The organism is Streptomyces sp. NPDC052023 (assembly GCF_044548465.1).
Taxonomy (GTDB): Bacteria; Actinomycetota; Actinomycetes; order Streptomycetales; family Streptomycetaceae; genus Streptomyces.
In genome coordinates this window covers 193,351-209,926 of record NZ_JBIUBW010000012.1, presented here as the reverse complement: position 1 = coordinate 209,926, position 16,576 = coordinate 193,351, and the positions used below count along the sequence as shown (strand labels likewise).

16 protein-coding genes are annotated in these 16,576 nt (G+C 71.2%); 7 read left to right on the top strand and 9 right to left on the bottom strand.

The genetic code is table 11. The features are described from left to right. The first annotated feature begins 13 nt into the window (after positions 1-13). Entirely contained in the window at positions 14-673 is a 660-nt protein-coding gene (locus ACIHCM_RS24170; RefSeq protein WP_399899314.1) for a hypothetical protein, read from the top strand. 194 nt (positions 674-867) lie between these two features. Here ACIHCM_RS24170 and ACIHCM_RS24165 read toward each other — a convergent pair whose 3' ends face one another. From ACIHCM_RS24165 to ACIHCM_RS24155, 3 genes are read right to left on the bottom strand one after another with little or no spacing between them, the layout of a single operon-like run. Further along, positions 868-2,001 (bottom strand): Mrp/NBP35 family ATP-binding protein, encoded by a 1,134-nt coding sequence (locus ACIHCM_RS24165; protein WP_399899311.1) that lies wholly within the window; start codon positions 1,999-2,001, stop codon positions 868-870. Between the two features lie 43 nt (positions 2,002-2,044). Beyond that, positions 2,045-2,659: a DUF1003 domain-containing protein gene (locus ACIHCM_RS24160; RefSeq protein WP_399899308.1), complete on the bottom strand. Its 615-nt coding sequence runs from the start codon at positions 2,657-2,659 to the stop codon at positions 2,045-2,047. Next, positions 2,649-3,938, bottom strand: a complete 1,290-nt coding sequence (locus ACIHCM_RS24155) for a magnesium transporter MgtE N-terminal domain-containing protein (protein WP_399899305.1) — start codon at positions 3,936-3,938, stop codon at positions 2,649-2,651. Before ACIHCM_RS24155 ends, ACIHCM_RS24160 begins: the two co-directional genes overlap by 11 nt. A gap of 202 nt (positions 3,939-4,140) precedes the next feature. Here ACIHCM_RS24155 and ACIHCM_RS24150 point away from each other — a divergent pair, with 202 nt between their 5' ends. Next, positions 4,141-4,905 carry a hypothetical protein gene (locus tag ACIHCM_RS24150; RefSeq protein WP_399899302.1) on the top strand — a complete coding sequence of 255 codons (765 nt, stop codon included), beginning with the start codon at positions 4,141-4,143 and terminating at the stop codon, positions 4,903-4,905. A 46-nt stretch (positions 4,906-4,951) separates the two neighbouring features. Here the strand turns inward: ACIHCM_RS24150 and ACIHCM_RS24145 are convergent, their stop codons facing one another. Beyond that, the gene (locus ACIHCM_RS24145; RefSeq protein ID WP_399899299.1) at positions 4,952-5,470 is read right to left on the bottom strand and encodes a hypothetical protein; all 519 of its coding nucleotides are present in this window, start codon (positions 5,468-5,470) and stop codon (positions 4,952-4,954) included. A 22-nt stretch (positions 5,471-5,492) separates the two neighbouring features. Continuing rightward, a complete protein-coding gene (locus ACIHCM_RS24140) occupies positions 5,493-6,608 on the bottom strand; it encodes a magnesium and cobalt transport protein CorA (protein ID WP_399899296.1) in 1,116 nt (371 codons plus the stop codon). A gap of 501 nt (positions 6,609-7,109) precedes the next feature. Between ACIHCM_RS24140 and ACIHCM_RS24135 the strand changes: the two genes are divergently transcribed. Next, positions 7,110-7,694: a suppressor of fused domain protein gene (locus tag ACIHCM_RS24135; protein WP_399899293.1), complete on the top strand. Its 585-nt coding sequence runs from the start codon at positions 7,110-7,112 to the stop codon at positions 7,692-7,694. Between the two features lie 42 nt (positions 7,695-7,736). Here the strand turns inward: ACIHCM_RS24135 and ACIHCM_RS24130 are convergent, their stop codons facing one another. Further along, positions 7,737-8,945, bottom strand: coding sequence for an MFS transporter (locus tag ACIHCM_RS24130; RefSeq protein ID WP_399899291.1), 1,209 nt, complete (start codon positions 8,943-8,945; stop codon positions 7,737-7,739). 161 nt (positions 8,946-9,106) lie between these two features. Here ACIHCM_RS24130 and ACIHCM_RS24125 point away from each other — a divergent pair, with 161 nt between their 5' ends. The 3 genes from ACIHCM_RS24125 to ACIHCM_RS24115 all read left to right on the top strand — a co-directional run bounded on the left by ACIHCM_RS24125 (position 9,107) and on the right by ACIHCM_RS24115 (position 11,399). Continuing rightward, complete coding sequence (locus ACIHCM_RS24125) at positions 9,107-9,748, top strand: DUF6758 family protein (RefSeq protein WP_399899288.1); 642 nt, start codon at positions 9,107-9,109, stop codon at positions 9,746-9,748. Positions 9,749-9,879: 131 nt separating this feature from the next. Beyond that, positions 9,880-10,737, top strand: coding sequence for a PHP domain-containing protein (locus tag ACIHCM_RS24120; RefSeq protein ID WP_399899285.1), 858 nt, complete (start codon positions 9,880-9,882; stop codon positions 10,735-10,737). 56 nt (positions 10,738-10,793) lie between these two features. Next, the gene (locus tag ACIHCM_RS24115) at positions 10,794-11,399 is read left to right on the top strand and encodes a MarC family protein (protein ID WP_393105602.1); all 606 of its coding nucleotides are present in this window, start codon (positions 10,794-10,796) and stop codon (positions 11,397-11,399) included. Positions 11,400-11,500: 101 nt separating this feature from the next. On the opposite strand, the gene ACIHCM_RS24110 is transcribed toward ACIHCM_RS24115, so the two are convergent. Continuing rightward, the gene (locus ACIHCM_RS24110; protein ID WP_393105601.1) at positions 11,501-11,653 is read right to left on the bottom strand and encodes a hypothetical protein; all 153 of its coding nucleotides are present in this window, start codon (positions 11,651-11,653) and stop codon (positions 11,501-11,503) included. A 211-nt stretch (positions 11,654-11,864) separates the two neighbouring features. Between ACIHCM_RS24110 and ACIHCM_RS24105 the strand changes: the two genes are divergently transcribed. Beyond that, a complete protein-coding gene (locus ACIHCM_RS24105) occupies positions 11,865-12,770 on the top strand; it encodes an NYN domain-containing protein (RefSeq protein ID WP_399899433.1) in 906 nt (301 codons plus the stop codon). Positions 12,771-13,012: 242 nt separating this feature from the next. Here the strand turns inward: ACIHCM_RS24105 and ACIHCM_RS24100 are convergent, their stop codons facing one another. Further along, a complete protein-coding gene (locus tag ACIHCM_RS24100) occupies positions 13,013-13,888 on the bottom strand; it encodes an alpha/beta fold hydrolase (protein WP_399899280.1) in 876 nt (291 codons plus the stop codon). Between the two features lie 164 nt (positions 13,889-14,052). Continuing rightward, a complete protein-coding gene (locus tag ACIHCM_RS24095) occupies positions 14,053-16,284 on the bottom strand; it encodes a DEAD/DEAH box helicase (protein WP_399899277.1) in 2,232 nt (743 codons plus the stop codon). Positions 16,285-16,576: the final 292 nt, after the last annotated feature.

Below are 16,576 nucleotides of genomic sequence, written 5' to 3'. Positions count from 1 at the left end.
GGCGTCCGGGCACATGGAGACGACGAGTCGGGCAGTCGCGCAGGCGCCGGCCGCGGAGGGCGGACAACAGGTCCCCTCCGCCCGGCGTACGGTCGACGGCTACCTGCGTGCGCCCTTCCCGTGGTACGGCCTTGACGAGGCGTTCACGGGCCCGCGCTGGCTGATGCAGGTGGGCATGACGGCGGACGGTGCCGTGGAGCACGGTTCGATCGGCCACGGCGACGAGCCCTCGGTGCGTGCCGAAGGTGTCGCCGAGGAACGGGAGCGGTTCGCGGTCGTGGTGACCGTCGCCGCGAATCCCGTGCGGCGCAGTGCCGACGGCACGGGGCTGCTGGAGGCCACGTCGGTCTCCTCGGCCGCCTGGCTGGCGGGTGTGGGACTGCTGTCCTTCACCTGGCCCGGGCAGATGGACCACAGCCTGCGTGACCACTGGCTGGAGCAGCAGACCGAGACCGCGTGGGCGCTGGCCGACGACCTCGCCGGGTCGGAGTGGTCGACGCTGTCCCTTCCCGTCGACGGCGTCCCCACCCCGTTCCACTACCGGGAGTCCGAGTTCGGGTGGGTGCTGGCCGGATCGACGCAGGAGGGCCTTCACCTGGGTGCGTACGGCCGGGGCATGAGCGCGTACGGGCTGGGTTTCGCGGTGATCAAGGACATCACCGACTACGCGTAGGACCTCAACGACTACGCGTAGGACCTCACCGACTACGCGTAGGACCCTCACGACTACGCGCAACGCCATCGCCGACTACGCGTGAGAGGGGGCGCCGCCGGTGTGGGGCGCCCCCTCGCCGCGGGGCAGGGCCTGGCGTTGCGGGTGTGGTGGGGGTTCCCCGTGCCACGGAAGGCCCCCACCCGCACGCGTGTCTAGAACTTGTTGCGCGGCGTGATGCCCAGCGACATGCCCGACAGCCCCCGCTGACGGCCGCCGAGCTTGCCCGCGATCGAGCGCAGGGCCGCGCCCGCCGGGGAGTCCGGGTCGGTCAGGACGACGGGCTTGCCCTCGTCGCCGCCCTCGCGGAGGCGGACGTCGATGGGGATGCTGCCGAGCACCGGGACGTTCGTACCCGTGGTGCGGGTCAGGCCGTCGGCGACCACCTGGCCGCCGCCCGTGCCGAAGACGTCGACCATCTCGCCGCAGTGCGGGCAGGGCAGGCCGGACATGTTCTCGACCACACCGACGATCTTCTGGTGGGTCTGGACGGCGATGGAGCCGGCCCGTTCCGCCACCTCGGCCGCCGCCTGCTGCGGGGTCGTCACGACCAGGATCTCGGCGTTCGGGACCAGCTGGGCCACGGAGATCGCGATGTCGCCGGTGCCGGGCGGCAGGTCCAGGAGCAGGACGTCGAGGTCGCCCCAGTACACGTCCGCCAGGAACTGCTGCAGCGCGCGGTGCAGCATCGGGCCGCGCCAGACGACCGGGGCGTTGCCCGGCGTGAACATGCCGATGGAGATGACCTTCACGCCGTTCGCGGACGGCGGCATGATCATGTTCTCGACCTGGGTGGGGCGTCCGTCGGCGCCCAGCATGCGCGGCACGCTGTGGCCGTAGATGTCGGCGTCGACGACACCGACCTTCAGGCCGTCGGCAGCCATCGCCGCCGCCAGGTTGACCGTGACGGACGACTTGCCGACGCCGCCCTTGCCGGAGGCGACCGCGTACACGCGCGTCAGCGAGCCGGGCTTGGCGAAGGGGACCTCGCGCTCGGCCTGGCCGCCGCGCAGGGCGTTCGCCAGCTCCTTGCGCTGCTCGTCGCTCATCACGTCGAGCGTGACGTCGACGCGGGTGACGCCGTCGACCCGGGAGACCGCCTCGGTCACGCGCTGCGTGATCGTGTCGCGCATCGGGCAGCCCGAGACCGTGAGGTACACGGTGACCGCGACCGATCCGTCCGTGCCGATCTCCACCGACTTGACCATCCCGAGCTCGGTGATGGGCCGGTTGATCTCGGGGTCGTTCACCGTCGCCAGTGCCTCGCGCACCGCGTCTTCCGTAGCCATAAGGACGATGGTACGGCGCCGCACAGGCGCCGCGGAAAGCCCGTCAGCGGTCGTCTACGTCACGCGCCCCCGACCGTTCTGCCGGGAATACGCGCTGACCGTCGGGGTGTCCGTCCTGCAGATCCCTGACCATGTCCTGCAACTCGGAGCGGATCCAGTCCCGGGTGGCCACCTCGCCGAGCCCGATCCGCAGGGCCGCGATCTCCCGCGTCAGGTACTCGGTGTCCGCGATCGACCGCTCGTTCTGCTTGCGGTCCTGTTCGAGGTTGACCCGGTCGCGGTCGTCCTGCCGGTTCTGCGCGAGCAGGATCAGCGGGGCGGCGTAGGAGGCCTGGAGGGAGAGCATCAGGGTCAGGAAGATGAACGGGTACTCGTCGAAGCGCAGCGGCGCCGGCGCGGACACGTTCCACAGCAGCCACACCACGATGACGACCGTCATCCAGACCAGGAAACGCCCGGTGCCGATGAAGCGGGCGATCCGCTCCGACAGCTTCCCGAACGCCTCCGGGTCCCACTCGGGCAGGATCCGGGGCCGCCGGGGACGAGGCTGGTCCAGCCGGGCGCGCGGGCGCGTGGTCGCCGTGGCGCCGGCGGGCATCCGGTCCCGGCCGAGGTCGCGCCCCGCCTCGCGCCGCGCCGACTCGCGCTCAGGAGCCATGGGCGCTCACCCCCTCGCCCTCGTCCAGATCGAACTCGGACTCCCGCCAGTCCTCGGGCAGCATGTGGTCCAGCACGTCGTCCACGGTCACCGCGCCGAGCAGCGACCCGGACTCGTCGACGACGGGCGCCGAGACCATGTCGTACGTCGCGAAGAACCCGGCCACCAGGGGCAGCGCCGCGCCCGGGGCCAGGGGTTGCAGGTCGTCGTCGAGGATCGAGCTGACCAGCGTGTAGGGCGGGTCGCGCAGCAGCCGCTGGAAGTGGACGGTGCCGAGGTACTTGCCGGTCGGGGTCTCGTCGGGCGGGCGGCAGACGTAGATCTGGGCGGCGAGGGCGGGGGAGAGGTCGCGGTTGCGGACCCGGGCGAGGGCCTCGGCGACGGTGGCGTCGGGGCGCAGCACGATCGGCTCGGTGGTCATCAGGCCACCCGCGGTGTGCTCCTCGTACGCCATCAGGCGCCGCATGTCGGCCGCGTCGGCGGGCTCCATCAGGCTCAGCAGCCGCTCCTTCTCCTCCTCGGGCAGCTCGGAGAGCAGGTCGGCCGCGTCGTCCGGGTCCATCGCCTCCAGCACGTCCGCGGCGCGCTCCTCCTTCAGCTTGCCGAGGATCTCGATCTGGTCGTCCTCGGGGAGCTGTTCGAGCACGTCGGCCAGGCGGTCGTCGTCGAGGGCGGCGGCGACCTCGGCGCGCCGCTTCGCCGACAGATGGTGCAGGACGTTGGCGAGGTCGGCGGGGCGCAGCTGCTCGAAGGTGGCCAGGAGGCTCTCGGCGCCCTGCCCGTGCTCCTCCAGGGAGAAGCCGGTGACGCCGGACCACTCGACGGTCAGCGTCTCGCCCTTGGCCCGCCGGAAGGCGCTGCCCTTCCTCCCCTTGCGGACGAAGACGCGATCGATCTCCCAGTCCCGGCGGGCCGGCAACTGCTGCACCGCGAGGTCGAGGACGGTGACCTGCTCACCGGTCTCGACGAGGGTGACGCTCTTGTCGAGCAGTTCGCCGAACACCAGCCGCTCGGTGGGGCGCTGCTCGAAGCGGCGGACGTTGAGCACGCCGGTGGTGATGACCTGTCCGGACTCGACGCCGGTGACCCGGGTCATGGGCAGGAAGATCCGCCGCCGGGTGGTGAGTTCGACCACCAGTCCGAGCAGTCGCGGCGGCTTGCTGCCGACCCGCAGCATGACGACCAGATCGCGCACGCGCCCCACCTGGTCGCCGTTCGGGTCGAAGACGGCGGTGCCGGAGAGGTGCGAAACGAAGATCCGGGGGGCGCCCGCGGCCATGGCTGCGCCTCCTTTTCCTGCCGTGCGTTGCGTTTGCTCCGCTTGTGCTGAATTGCTCGCTCGGATGGCCTTCAGGCTAGCCCGTCCCGATCGGATCCGCCCTGGTGAGCGGTCCGGACGGACTGGCTCCGCCGGCCGCCCGGCACCCCGGTACGCTGCGTTACGCCGCTGAAGGACCGACGTCAGAAAGGCAGCACCACCTGTGACTGCGATGCGCCAGGGCCGTACGCGCCGGACCGCACTGGTGAGCGCGATGTGCGCACTGGTCGTGGCGGGGACGGGGCTGACCGGGTGTGGCAGCGAGGACCCGGACGCGGGCACGAACGGTGTGGGCAAGCTGCCCGCCGAGAAGATCCAGGCCGAGACCCGCGCGGCGGCCAAGACCGCGAAGGCCGTGCGGTTGTCGGGCACGGTGGTCGCGGGCGGGAGCACGTACAGGCTGGACATGCGCCTGAAGGCGGACGGTGGCACCGGGTCGGTGAGCGCGGAGGGGGCGACCTTCCAGCTGCTCCGGGTCGGCGAGCAGCTGTTTCTGATGGCGGACGCGGAGTTCTGGAGCAACGGCGAGGGCGAAGGGGACGGCGAGGGCGGCCCGTCCGACGCCGCCGCGGCCGACAAGCTCGACGGCAAGTTCGTGAAGGTGCCGGAGGGCGACCCCTCGTACAAGCGGTTCAGCGGATTCACCGACAAGGATGTCCTGCTCGGCGGCCTGTTGACCCTGCACGGCGCCCTGGCGACGGACGGCCGTCACGAGGAGGCCGGTGTGCGCACCGTCCGCATCACCGGGGACAAGGGCGCCGGCGGCACGCTGGACGTCTCCCTGGAGGGCCGGCCCTACCCGCTGCGCCTGGTCCGCGCGGGCGGCGCGGGCACCCTCACCTTCTCCGACTGGGGCGAGGACTTCGCCCTCGAGCAGCCCGCCAAGGACAAGACGGTGGACTACGGCCAGCAGCTGCCGACGTCGTAGGCACCGGCGGCGTTCGCGCTCGCGCCCGTCGCGGACCGCCAGGGTGTCAGGCGCGCCTGCGCTTCTTCCGGAAGAGCAGGCGCGGCAGCCCGGCGGGGATCGGCTCACGCGTCGTCACCGGCGTCGGCAGCGGCGCCTCGGCCAGCGAGCCGTCCGGCAGTGGGGCGATCGTGCCGGTCGGCTCCAGACGCACCACACGGCACTCCCGGGCCCACCGCTCGGGCATCGCCTCACCGTCGGGCGCGTTCAGGCGCTTGCCCTTGAGCTCGCCGACGGCCGCCTCCCACTGCTCGGAGTCGGACGGCAGTTCGACCACTCGCGCCGTCCAGGAGACCAGCCGACCGCCCTTGTCCTTGCTGCGCACGGTCACCTCGGCCGTGCCACCGTCGGTCAGTCCCGGCAGCGGCTGCTCGCCCGGTCCGTCGCCGACCACGCAGGCGGCACCCTCGTGCCACACATGCCACAGCGCACGCGCGGCCGGCGCCCCGGCACCCCGCACCCAGATGAGGCCGGACTTCTTCGTGGCCTCCTCGACGAGGGCCTGGCCGAGCAGCTCGCTAGTCATGGGAGCAGCGTAGCGAGGCCGCTCACAGCCAGCCGTTGCGCTTCAGCGTGCGGTGGATGCCGAAGCAGATCATCGCCGTGATGCCGAGCACCATCGGGTAGCCGAACTTCCAGCGCAGCTCGGGCATGTGGTCGAAGTTCATCCCGTACACGCCGCACACCATGGTCGGTACGGCGATGATGGCGGCCCAGGACGTGATCTTGCGCATGTCCTCGTTCTGCGCGACGGACGCCTGTGCGAGGTTGGCCTGGAGGATGGAGTTGAGCAGCTCGTCGAAGCCGGTGACCTGCTCCTGCACCCGGGCGAGGTGGTCGGCGACGTCGCGGAAGTACTTCTGGATGTCGGGGTCGATCAGCCGCATCGGCCGCTCGCTCAGCAGCTGCAGCGGGCGCATCAGCGGCTGCACCGCCCGCCGGAACTCCATGACCTCACGCTTGAGCTGGTAGATCCGCCCGGCGTCGGTACCCCGCGGCGTGCCCTTGCGGCCCGGCGAGAACACCTCCGTCTCCACCTCGTCGATGTCGTCCTGCACCGCGTCGGCCACCGCGATGTAGCCGTCGACGACGTGGTCGGCGATGGCGTGCAGCACCGCCGAGGGGCCCCTGGCGAGCAGCTCGGGGTCGTCCTGCAGCCGGTGCCGCAGCGCCCGCAGCGAGCCCTGGCCCCCGTGCCGGACGGTGATGAAGAAGTCCCGCCCGGTGAAGCACATCACCTCGCCGGTCTCGACGACCTGGCTGTTGGCGGTGAGTTCGTCGTGCTCGACGTAGTGGATGGTCTTGAACACGGTGAACAGCGAGTCGTCGTAACGCTCGAGCTTCGGCCGCTGGTGCGCCTGCACGGCGTCCTCGACCGCCAGTGGGTGCAGCCCGAATTCGCCGGCGATACCGGCGAATTCGGATTCCGTGGGCTCGTGCAGCCCGATCCACACGAAGCCTCCGTCGCGCCGCACCCGGCGCATCGCCTCGTGCGGGGTGAGCGGGCCGGGGGTCTCGACGCGGGCGCCGTCGCGATAGACGGCGCAGTCGACGACGGCGGTGGTGGTCTGGGGATCGCGCGTCGTGTCGTACGCGCCGCCGTCCTTGCGCAGCGCGGGACGCGACGGGCGGACCGCGGCACGGAGGTCACGGATCATCGACATGGCAGGCTCCTTCGCAACGAGCAGCGAGAGGCCGTGGGCGCCGGGTGGAACTGCCCGGAATGGGGACGTCCTGCGGGGATCCCCGCCCATCGGGCCGGGAAGGATGTTTGGCACGTCCACAAAGCGGGGAGCACCGCACCGTCGCGGTGGCGAACTTCGCTACTGGTTCAGCTGCTGATGCAGGTCATACAGATCAGGCAGAGGCAAGACGAAACGAAGTGCTCTTCCGCGGACACCGCAGGAGGTGCGCATGCGAGAGGTGGCGGCAGGCTAGAGCCCAGCAACATCAGCGGCCGGAAGAGCGGGTGGTACTGCACGGTCGACTTCGGTCCATTGCAGCCCCACCTCCTCCGGCCGGTCCCTCGTAAGGGAGTGTCGTCGGCGTCGGGACTTGATCGCGACGCTTCTGCGTGCTGCCCCGAACCACCGGGCAAGAGTATCAGCAGACCGAAGTGTCAAGGCGCTGCTTTGCCTGGTACTGACGAGTTCTATGCTCGCCCCATGGCTGATGTTCTCCCACTGGTCGAGGCCAGGTTGCGCTCCGCGCTCGGCGAACCGGACGCGCGCGCCGCGGTCACCTTCCTCGGTACCGACCGCGTGGAGGTGCTGCGTTTCCAGGAGGGTGACATCGTCCGCTACGCCACGCTCGGCATGTCCGCGCAGCCCATGGCGGACCCCACCGCGGTCCTCGCCGACCCGGTCAAGGGCCCGCGCGCCGAGCTGGTCCTCTCCGTACGGTCCGGGCTCGCCGAGACCGACAAGGTGCTCCGCCCGCTCGCCGTCCTCGCGGCGTCCCCGCAGGTCGAGGGCGTGGTCGTGGCGCCCGGCGCCTCCCTGGAGGTCGGCGAACCGCTGTGGCCGGGGGCCCCGTTCACCTCGGTCCTGGTCGCCGAGCCGGGCGGCCTGGTCGAGGACCTGGAACTGGACGAGCCCCTCGACCCGGTCCGTTTCCTGCCGCTGCTCCCCATGACCCCGAACGAGGCCGCCTTCAAGCGGGTCCACGGGGCCCAGGCGCTTCAGGAGCGCTGGCTCACCAGCGGCACCGACCTGCGCGACCCGTCCCGCCGGTCGGTGCCGCTGGACTGAACGAAGGCGTGAGGAAGCTCACCAAAGTCCTTTCGAGAGCCGTCACTTGGCGAAGACGCCCACACTGTCCTCGGTGGCGTGCCGCACCTGGAGTTCCTCCGCCCGCGCGGTCAGCGCCCCGCGCCTTACGGCCACCACGGCCGCGCCCAGCACCGCGGTGACCGCCGCCACCACGAACGGCATGTGCGCATCGCTCCACTCCTCGATCTTCGGCGCGAGGAACGGCGCTGCCGCCGCCGCGAACCACCGCACGAAGCTGTAGCCCGCGCTCGCCACCGGGCGCGGCGCGTCCGACACCCCGAGCGCCAGCTCTGTGCAGACGGTGTTGTTCACGCCGATGAAGGCGCCGGACAGGATCGTGCAGACGACGGCCGTGGTGTGGGCGCCGTAGCCGAGGACGAGTACGTCGGCCGCGAGCAGCACCAGCGAGCCGCCGAGCACCTTCAGCGAGCCGAACCGCGCCTGCATGCGCGGGGCGACGAGGACCGAGAAGACGGCGAGCAGCACACCCCAGGCGAAGAACACCGCGCCCGACCGGTACGGGCTCATGTTCAGCACGAACGGTGTGAAGGCCAGCACGGTGAAGAACGTGTAGTTGTAGAAGAACGCCGATGTCGCCGCCGAGGCGAGACCGTGACCGAGTGCCCTGAGCGGGTCCAGCAGCGAGGTCCGGCGGGCCGGCTTCGGCTGCTCCTTCAGGAACGCCGTGATGCACAGGCAGCCGACCGCCATCAGGAACGCGGTGCCGAAGAACGGGTAGCGCCAGCTGGCGTCGCCGAGCAGCGCGCCCAGCAGCGGACCGCACGCCATGCCGAGGCCGAGCGCGGATTCGTACAGCAGGATCGCCGCCGCGCTGCCGCCCGCCGCCGCGCCGACGATGACGGCCAGGGCGGTCGAGACGAACAGGGCGTTGCCCAGTCCCCAGCCGGCCCGGAACCCGACGAGTTCGCCGACCGAGCCGGAGGTGCCGGACAGGCCGGCGAACACCACGACGAGGGCGAGGCCCAGCAGCAGCGTCTTGCGGCCGCCGACGCGGCTGGAGACGAAGCCGGTGAGCAGCATCGCGATCGCGGTGATCAGGAAGTAGGAGGTGAAGAGCAGCGAGACCTGGCCGGCGTCGGCGTCCAGTCCCTTGGCGATCGACGGCAGGATCGGGTCGACGAGCCCGATGCCCATGAAGGCGACGACGGAGGCGCCGGCGGTGGCCCAGACCGCCTTCGGCTGCCGGAGGACTCCCGTGCTGCTGCGCATGCCTGGGCTCCCTTGGTGTCCGGTGAGTGGATGGCATTTACACGTAATAAATTAGCATAGCTAATTAATGTACACTACATCTAATGGTTTGGAGTGATGCTTCCGCCCGGACGGGTGATCGTCCTTGACGTGGCGGAGAAGGGGTAGGAGCGTGGAGCCCTATGAGGGGCGAACCCAGTTGCCCGAAGTGTGGTGGCCGGGTCAGGGCTCCCGGACTCTTCGCCGATACCTGGCAGTGCGATGTGCACGGCACGGTGCATCCGCTCCAGCCCGTGATCCCGCCCAGCGTCGAGGCCCTCGGGGTCGTGGTGGCTCGGACGCAGGTGCCGGTGTGGATGCCGTGGCCCCTGCCGGTCGGCTGGCTCTTCACGGGCGTGGCCTGCGCCGGTGACGACCGCAGTGGCGGTCGTGCCACCGCCGTGGCCTGCTCGGGCCCGGGGCCGCTGGGCGGCATCGGTGAGCTGATCCTGGTCGCCGAGGAACTCGGTGTCGGTCTCGGGGCGCGCTATGCGGGGATCGACGGACCCGACCCGGGGCCGTACATGAACGTCGAGAAACCGCCCCAGGTCAAGGTGCTGGCGGCCGGGCGGCCGACGCCGCTGTGGCACGTCACCGGGGCGCCGGACGACCGTGCGGTCTTCGCGGGGGAGGCCCGCGGACTGTGGCTGTGGGCCGTGGTGTGGCCCGAGCAGTCCGGGTTGCTGATGTACGACGAGCTGGTGCTGGCGGATGTGCGGGACGCGGGGGCGGAGGTCGAGCTCGTGCCGTGCGGTGCGCTGTCGCCGCGCCTGCTGCAGCCGTAGAGGTGGTCCGCCCTCCCCGCTCGTCCGGCATGTAGGGGTCGCACCCCGGTTGCGGGTGTGACAGGGGCATACAGGATTACCGGCTATCCTTGGGTGTCCCTTCCGTTCAGTGACCGCCTGGAGTCCGCGTCGTGCGAATAGATCTGCACACCCACTCCACCGCGTCCGACGGGACGGACACCCCTGCCGAGCTGGTGCGGAACGCCGCCGCTGCCGGGCTGGACGTCGTCGGGCTCACCGATCACGACACGACCCGGGGCCACGCCGAGGCCATCGAGGCGCTGCCTGAGGGGCTCACGCTGGTCACCGGAGCCGAGCTGTCCTGCCGTATCGACGGTATCGGCATGCACATGCTGGCCTACCTCTTCGACGCCGGGGAACCCGCGCTGCTCGCCGAGCGGGAGCTCGTGCGCGACGACCGGGTGCCGCGGGCCAAGGGCATGATCGCCAAGCTGAACGAGCTGGGCGTGCCGGTCACCTGGGAGCAGGTCGCCCGGATCGCCGGCGCGGGGTCGGTGGGGCGGCCGCATGTGGCGTCCGCGCTGGTCGAGCTGGGCGTCGTGGCGAGCGTGAGCGATGCCTTCACGCAGGACTGGCTGGCCGACGGCGGACGGGCCTACGTCGAGAAGCACGAGACCGATCCGTTCGAGGCGATCCGGCTGATCAAGGGCGCGGGCGGAGTCGCCGTGTTCGCGCATCCGGGTGCCGCCAAGCGCGGGCGTACGGTGCCGGAGCCGGCGATCGCCGAACTGGCCGCCGCCGGGCTCGACGGCATCGAGGTCGACCACATGGACCACGACCCGGACACCCGGGCGCGGCTGCGCGGGCTGGCCAAGGAGCTCGGGCTGCTGGTCACCGGGTCCAGCGACTACCACGGCAGCCGCAAGACGGTCACGCTCGGCGAGTACACGACCGACCCCGAGGTGTACGGGGAGATCACCCGGCGGGCGACGGGCGCGTTCCCGGTGCCGGGCACCGGCGGAGCCTGAGCGCACCACCGCCACGCTTTCCTCCGTCATCTCATCGCAAGGCCTGTAGCTCCGTCATGTTCGACCTCGCTGTCTTCGGTTCCCTCTTCCTCACCCTTTTCGTCATCATGGATCCCCCCGGGATCACCCCGATCTTCCTCGGTCTGACCGCGGGGCGGCCCGCCAAGGTGCAGCGGCGGATGGCCTTCCAGGCCGTCTGCGTCGCCGGTGGCGTGATCACCGTGTTCGGGGTGCTGGGGCATCAGATCCTCGACTACCTGCACGTCTCCGTACCGGCCCTGATGATCGCCGGCGGGTTGCTGCTCCTGCTGATCGCGCTCGACCTGCTCACGGGCAAGACCGACGAGCCGAAGCAGACCAAGGACGTCAACGTCGCCCTCGTGCCCCTCGGCATGCCGCTGCTGGCCGGACCCGGTGCGATCGTGTCGGTCATCCTTGCCGTGCAGAAGGCGGACGGCATCGGCCTCCAGGTGTCGGTGTGGGCCGCGATCCTCGCCATCCATGTCGTGCTGTGGCTGGTCATGCGGTACTCGCTGCTGATCATCCGCGTCATCAAGGACGGCGGTGTGGTGCTGGTGACCCGGCTCGCGGGCATGATGCTGTCCGCGATCGCCGTGCAGCAGATCATCAACGGGGTCACGCAGGTGATCCAGGGGAGCTGAACCCCTGCTGGGGGGGTGGAGCACCGGCGGCGTTCCGGTACAGCAGGGCCCCGTACGGTGTGTCCGTACGGGGCCCTGAAGCTCGGGGATGGGATCCGCTGTTACGAGGCCGTGGTCTCGGCCGGGCGGATCCAGAGTCGCTGCCCTGTGGCGGCGGCCTGCTGAACGATCCGGTTGACGGAGGCGGCGTCCACGACGGTCGTGTCCACGGGCGTGCCGTCCACGTCGTCGAGTCGCATGATCTCGAAGCGCATGGCTTCTCCCTTCGTCTGGTCATCCTCCTGAGGAGAACTACTGGGGCCCTGGAGACGGGGGTGTCTCCGGTTCCATACCTATGCAACGGCCTGTGGGTGACAAACATTCCCTACGCTAAGGAAATTTTTCGAACGGCTAATTACTGAACGGTAAGCAGCTCTCTTGAGACTAACCGGGACCAGTTGTGTTCGCAGCGTGACCGACGGGACAATGGAAGCAATGAACGACGACCTCGCGGCCCTGTCCGCCCGCATCGACCGCACGAACGAGCTGCTCCAGCGCATGCTCGCCGAGGTGGCGAAGACGCCCTCGACCCACGCCATCTTCGTCGACGCGGGATATCTCTACGCGGCCGCGGGCCGGTTGGTCGCCGGGACCGAGGACCGGCGCGCCTTCGACCTCGACGCCGAAGGTCTGATCGAGGCGCTCATCGACAAGGCCCGCCAGATCTTCGCGGACAGCCGGCTGCTGCGGGTCTACTGGTACGACGGCGCCCGGCGCCGTATCCACACCACCGAGCAGCAGTCCATCGCCGAACTGCCCGACGTCAAGGTGCGCCTCGGCAACCTCAACGCCAACAACCAGCAGAAGGGCGTCGACTCACTGATCCGCACCGATCTGGAGTCCCTCGCCCGGCATCGCGCCATCAGCGACGCCGCACTGCTCGGCGGCGACGAGGACCTGGTCTCGGCGGTCGAGGCGGCGCAGGGGTACGGGGCGCGGGTGCACCTGTGGGGTATCGAGGCGCCCGAGGGCCGCAACCAGGCGGAGCCGCTGCTGTGGGAGGTCGACAGCCAGCGCACGCTCGACCTCGACTTCTTCAAGCCGTACGTCTCCCGGCGTACGGCCGCCGCCTACGAGCCGGCCGTCGCCGCCCGGCCCGCCCGCGAGGACGTGCGCTTCGTCGGCGCGCAGATCGCGGCGAAGTGGCTGGCGGCGCGGGGGCGGGAGTCGCTGGTGGAGCTGCTGCCCGGTCATCCGTATCTGCCCGGGTCGGTGGACCAGGATCTGCTGGTGGAGGCCGAGGGACTGCTGCAGTACTCGCTACGGGGCCAGGCGGATCTGCGGCGGGCGCTGCGGGACGGGTTCTGGGAGCACTTGCAGACGCAGTACTGAGGCAGGGCAGCCGGCTCGTGGTGCGGGGCGTGTCCCAGAAGCTGGAGCTAGTGCCGCAACAGGCAACGTTCGCCCCGTCGCGACGCCCGGCACGCTCCCCCAAGCTCTTCGAGCAGGGGGGATCCCCACTCGCCGCACCGGGCACAAGCCCCAGTACATCCAGTACGAGGGCGTGCACCCGGCACGCCGAGAGCACGCACCAGACGCCGCTCCTTGACGGGCAAACGTTGCCTGTCGCGGCACTAGCCCGTGGTGCGGGTCGTGTCCCAGAAGTCGGCGATCGCCTGGGCCGTCGGCAGGGGCTGTTCCGCGTTCGGTGAGTGTTCGGCGTCCTCGACGACGGTGCGGTGCGCGTGCAGTCGTAGGGCCATGTCGTCCAGGAGCGGCAGCGGCCAGGTGTCGTCCCGCACGCCCGAGAGGACATGGAACGGCAGCGGCACGCCGGCGAGTTCGGCGACGCGGTCCGGCTCGGTGGTCAACTGGCGGCCGGTGGCGATGAGTTGTGCGGGCTTGTTGCCCAGCCAGCGGCGGCGCAGGAGTTCGGGTCCGCCGATGCCGCGAGCGGGTCCGCCGACCTCCTCCGGTGCGCCCATCGACTGGATCACCTCCCAGACCTCGGCCATCGACATCACGGCGAGCGCGTCCCGCAACAGCTTCACGCGCTGCTGCTGGGAGACCGAGATCTGCGCCGGGCCCGAGGACATGAGGGTGAGCGAGACGAAGGGAGAGTGGTCCAGGAGCACCGCGGCCCGGGTGATCTGGCCACCCAGAGAGTGCCCGAGGAGATGCAGGGGAGTACCCAGGGCCGCCGCCTGTGCGAGCACGTCGCGCGCCAACTCCGGCTGGGCGTAAGCCGTTTCGTCGTGCTCCGGACCGTCCGACTCGAACTGTCCGCGCCCGTCCACGGCCACCGTCCGGTACCCGCGCGCCGCGAGCGGCCCCTGCATCAGGCGGAAGTCCTCCTTGCTGCCGGTGAAACCGGGGATCAGCAGAGCCGTGCCGCGTGGCCCGGCGCCGGGGGCGACGGGCACGTCCATGACCGCGAAGTCACCGCGTGCCGTGTGCAGGGAGTAGGCGCGGGCCCCGGGGGGCGGGGTGTGGGCGGCGGGGGTGGTCACGGGGTGAGGGTAACGGGTGAGGGAGTGCGGGGAGGAACGGCGCCGGTGTACAACGCAGATGGGGGGCACGGGCACCGGGTGCGGCCCGACCGCCGCGTGCGCCGCCCGACGGAACGCCGACGGCCCGGCCCCGGGAAGGGGGCCGGGCCGTCGGGCTGCCGTGCTCAGCTGTCCGCTGCCTCCGCGGCGACCGTGGCCTTGCGGGTGCGGCGTGCCTTCGGCTTGGCCTCCGGCTCCTGCGTGGCCTGCGCCGGGATCTCGGCGGCCGCCTCCGGAGCGGGGGCGGTCGCCTTGCGCGTGCGGGTGCGCTTGGGCTTGGCCTCGGCGTCCTCGGTGGTGGCGGCCGTTTCGGGTGCGGCGGCCGCCGTCTTGCGGGTTCGGGTGCGCTTGGGCTTGGCTTCCGCGCCTTCGGCGGTGTCCACGGCGGTTTCGGCCGTGGCGGCTGCCGTCTTGCGGGTGCGCTTGGGCTTGGCCTCGGCGTCCTCGACGGCGGCGGCCGTTTCGAGTGCGGCCGTGGCCTTGCGCGTGCGGCGTGCCTTCGGCTTGGTCTCCGCCTCCGGCGTCACGACGGCCTCACCGCCCTGGGCGGGCACGCTGACCTCGGGAACATCGGTGGCTTGGGCCGGCTCCGCGGCCTTGCGGGTGCGGGTGCGCTTGGGCTTGGCCTCCGCGGTGTCCACGGCGGTTTCGGCCGCTGCGGCTGCCGTCCCGCGCGTGCGGGTGCGCTTGGGCTTGGCCTCCGCGCCCTCGGCCGCATCGACGACCGCCACGGCCTGGACGGGCGCCACCGTGTCCACGGCCTCCGCGGCCTCGACGGCCTGAGCGGGCTGTGCCTCCGCCGACTTGCGCGTACGGCGGCGGCGCGGCTTCGCCGGCGTCTCGGGGGCGTCCACGGCCGGGGTGCCCTCGGCCGTCGCCACGGCGGTCTCCGCGGCCTCGGTCACGGGGGACTCGACCGCCGTCTGGACCGCCGTCTGCGGGGCTCCGCCACGGGTGCGGCGCCGACGGCGCAGGGTGCGCGGCGCGCCGTCCTCCTCCGGGGTCGCCTCGGCCGTCGTGGACTGCGGCGTCTCCGTCGCGTCCAGCGGCGTACCACCGCGCGTACGGCGGCGGCGCCTCGGCGTACGGGCGGGATGCTCCCGGTCGGCCGCACGGGACTCGTCCCGGCCGCCACGGCCACCGCGACCGCGCCCGCCGCGACCGCCCGGCTCGCCCAGGTCCTCCAGCTCCTCCGCGTCGAGCCCGGCGCGCGTGCGCTCGGCACGCGGCAGGATGCCCTTGGTGCCCGCGGGGATGTTCAGTTCCTCGAAGAGGTGCGGGGAGGTGGAGTACGTCTCCGGCGGGTCGCTGAAGTTCAGCTCCAGCGCCTTGTTGATCAGCTGCCAGCGCGGGATGTCGTCCCAGTCGACCAGCGTGATCGCCGTACCCGAGGCACCCGCGCGGCCCGTACGGCCGATGCGGTGCAGGTACGTCTTCTCGTCCTCCGGCGACTGGTAGTTGATGACGTGCGTCACGCCCTCGACGTCGATGCCGCGCGCGGCGACGTCGGTGGCGACGAGCACGTCCACCTTGCCGTTGCGGAAGGCGCGCAGCGCCTGCTCACGGGCGCCCTGGCCGAGGTCGCCGTGGACCGCGCCGGAGGCGAACCCGCGCTGCTTGAGCTGGTCGGCGAGGTCGGCCGCGGTGCGCTTGGTGCGGCAGAAGACCATCGCCAGCCCGCGGCCGTCGGCCTGCAGTATGCGGGCGACCAACTCGGGCTTGTCCATGTTGTGCGCGCGGTAGACGTGCTGCGAGATGTTCGCGACCGTCACGCCCTCGTCGTCCGGCGCGGTGGCGCGGATGTGCGTGGGCTGGGACATGTAGCGGCGGGCCAGGCCGATGACCGCGCCCGGCATGGTGGCCGAGAACAGCATGGTCTGGCGGCGTGCCGGAAGCATGTTGATGATCTTCTCGACGTCGGGCAGGAAGCCCAGGTCGAGCATCTCGTCGGCCTCGTCGAGCACCAGGCACTTGACGTGGCTGAGGTTGAGCTTCTTCTGGCCGGCCAGGTCGAGCAGGCGGCCCGGGGTGCCGACGACCACGTCGACGCCCTTCTTCAGCGCCTCGACCTGCGGCTCGTAGGCCCGGCCGCCGTAGATCGCGGTGACGCGCACGTTGCGCACCTTGCCCGCGGTCAGCAGGTCGTTGGTGACCTGCGTGCACAGCTCGCGCGTGGGGACGACGACGAGGGCCTGCGGGGCCTCGGTAAGGGCCTCGGGCTTGGCGCGCCCGGCCTCGACGTCGACGGGGACGGTGACGCGCTCCAGAATCGGAAGACCGAAGCCCAGCGTCTTGCCGGTGCCGGTCTTGGCCTGGCCGATGACATCCGTGCCGGAGAGGGCGACGGGGAGAGTCATCTCCTGGATGGGGAACGGGGTGACGATGCCGACGGCCTCCAGGGCCTCGGCGGTCTCGGGGAGGATCCCGAGCTCTCGGAACGTCGTAGTCAGGGTGCTGCCTCTTCTGTGTGCGCGGTACGAGGCGAGCGCGGGGGTCGTGTCGGACCGTGCCGGTGACGTCGGCCGCCGTAGGGGCGCGCCGTGGCACACGGGACCTCTGCCAACGCTCCAGCGTTCGTACCGCTGAGGGTGTCCCTCCGATCGTCGTACGCACAGTGCCGTACGGTCAGGGAGGGCTGTCGGGTCGGAG

Excerpts from the sequence above, each read along its gene's own strand:
- ACIHCM_RS24170 (WP_399899314.1), top strand. The coding sequence starts at position 14 with ATGGAGACGACGAGTCGGGCAGTCGCGCAGGCGCCGGCCGCGGAGGGC.
- ACIHCM_RS24165 (WP_399899311.1), bottom strand. The coding sequence starts at position 2,001 with ATGGCTACGGAAGACGCGGTGCGCGAGGCACTGGCGACGGTGAACGAC.
- ACIHCM_RS24160 (WP_399899308.1), bottom strand. The coding sequence starts at position 2,659 with ATGGCTCCTGAGCGCGAGTCGGCGCGGCGCGAGGCGGGGCGCGACCTC.
- ACIHCM_RS24155 (WP_399899305.1), bottom strand. The coding sequence starts at position 3,938 with ATGGCCGCGGGCGCCCCCCGGATCTTCGTTTCGCACCTCTCCGGCACC.
- ACIHCM_RS24145 (WP_399899299.1), bottom strand. The coding sequence starts at position 5,470 with ATGACTAGCGAGCTGCTCGGCCAGGCCCTCGTCGAGGAGGCCACGAAG.
- ACIHCM_RS24140 (WP_399899296.1), bottom strand. The coding sequence starts at position 6,608 with ATGTCGATGATCCGTGACCTCCGTGCCGCGGTCCGCCCGTCGCGTCCC.
- ACIHCM_RS24135 (WP_399899293.1), top strand. The coding sequence starts at position 7,110 with ATGGCTGATGTTCTCCCACTGGTCGAGGCCAGGTTGCGCTCCGCGCTC.
- ACIHCM_RS24130 (WP_399899291.1), bottom strand. The coding sequence starts at position 8,945 with ATGCGCAGCAGCACGGGAGTCCTCCGGCAGCCGAAGGCGGTCTGGGCC.
- ACIHCM_RS24125 (WP_399899288.1), top strand. The coding sequence starts at position 9,107 with ATGAGGGGCGAACCCAGTTGCCCGAAGTGTGGTGGCCGGGTCAGGGCT.
- ACIHCM_RS24115 (WP_393105602.1), top strand. The coding sequence starts at position 10,794 with ATGTTCGACCTCGCTGTCTTCGGTTCCCTCTTCCTCACCCTTTTCGTC.
- ACIHCM_RS24110 (WP_393105601.1), bottom strand. The coding sequence starts at position 11,653 with ATGCGCTTCGAGATCATGCGACTCGACGACGTGGACGGCACGCCCGTG.
- ACIHCM_RS24105 (WP_399899433.1), top strand. The coding sequence starts at position 11,865 with ATGGAAGCAATGAACGACGACCTCGCGGCCCTGTCCGCCCGCATCGAC.
- ACIHCM_RS24095 (WP_399899277.1), bottom strand. The coding sequence starts at position 16,284 with ATGACTCTCCCCGTCGCCCTCTCCGGCACGGATGTCATCGGCCAGGCC.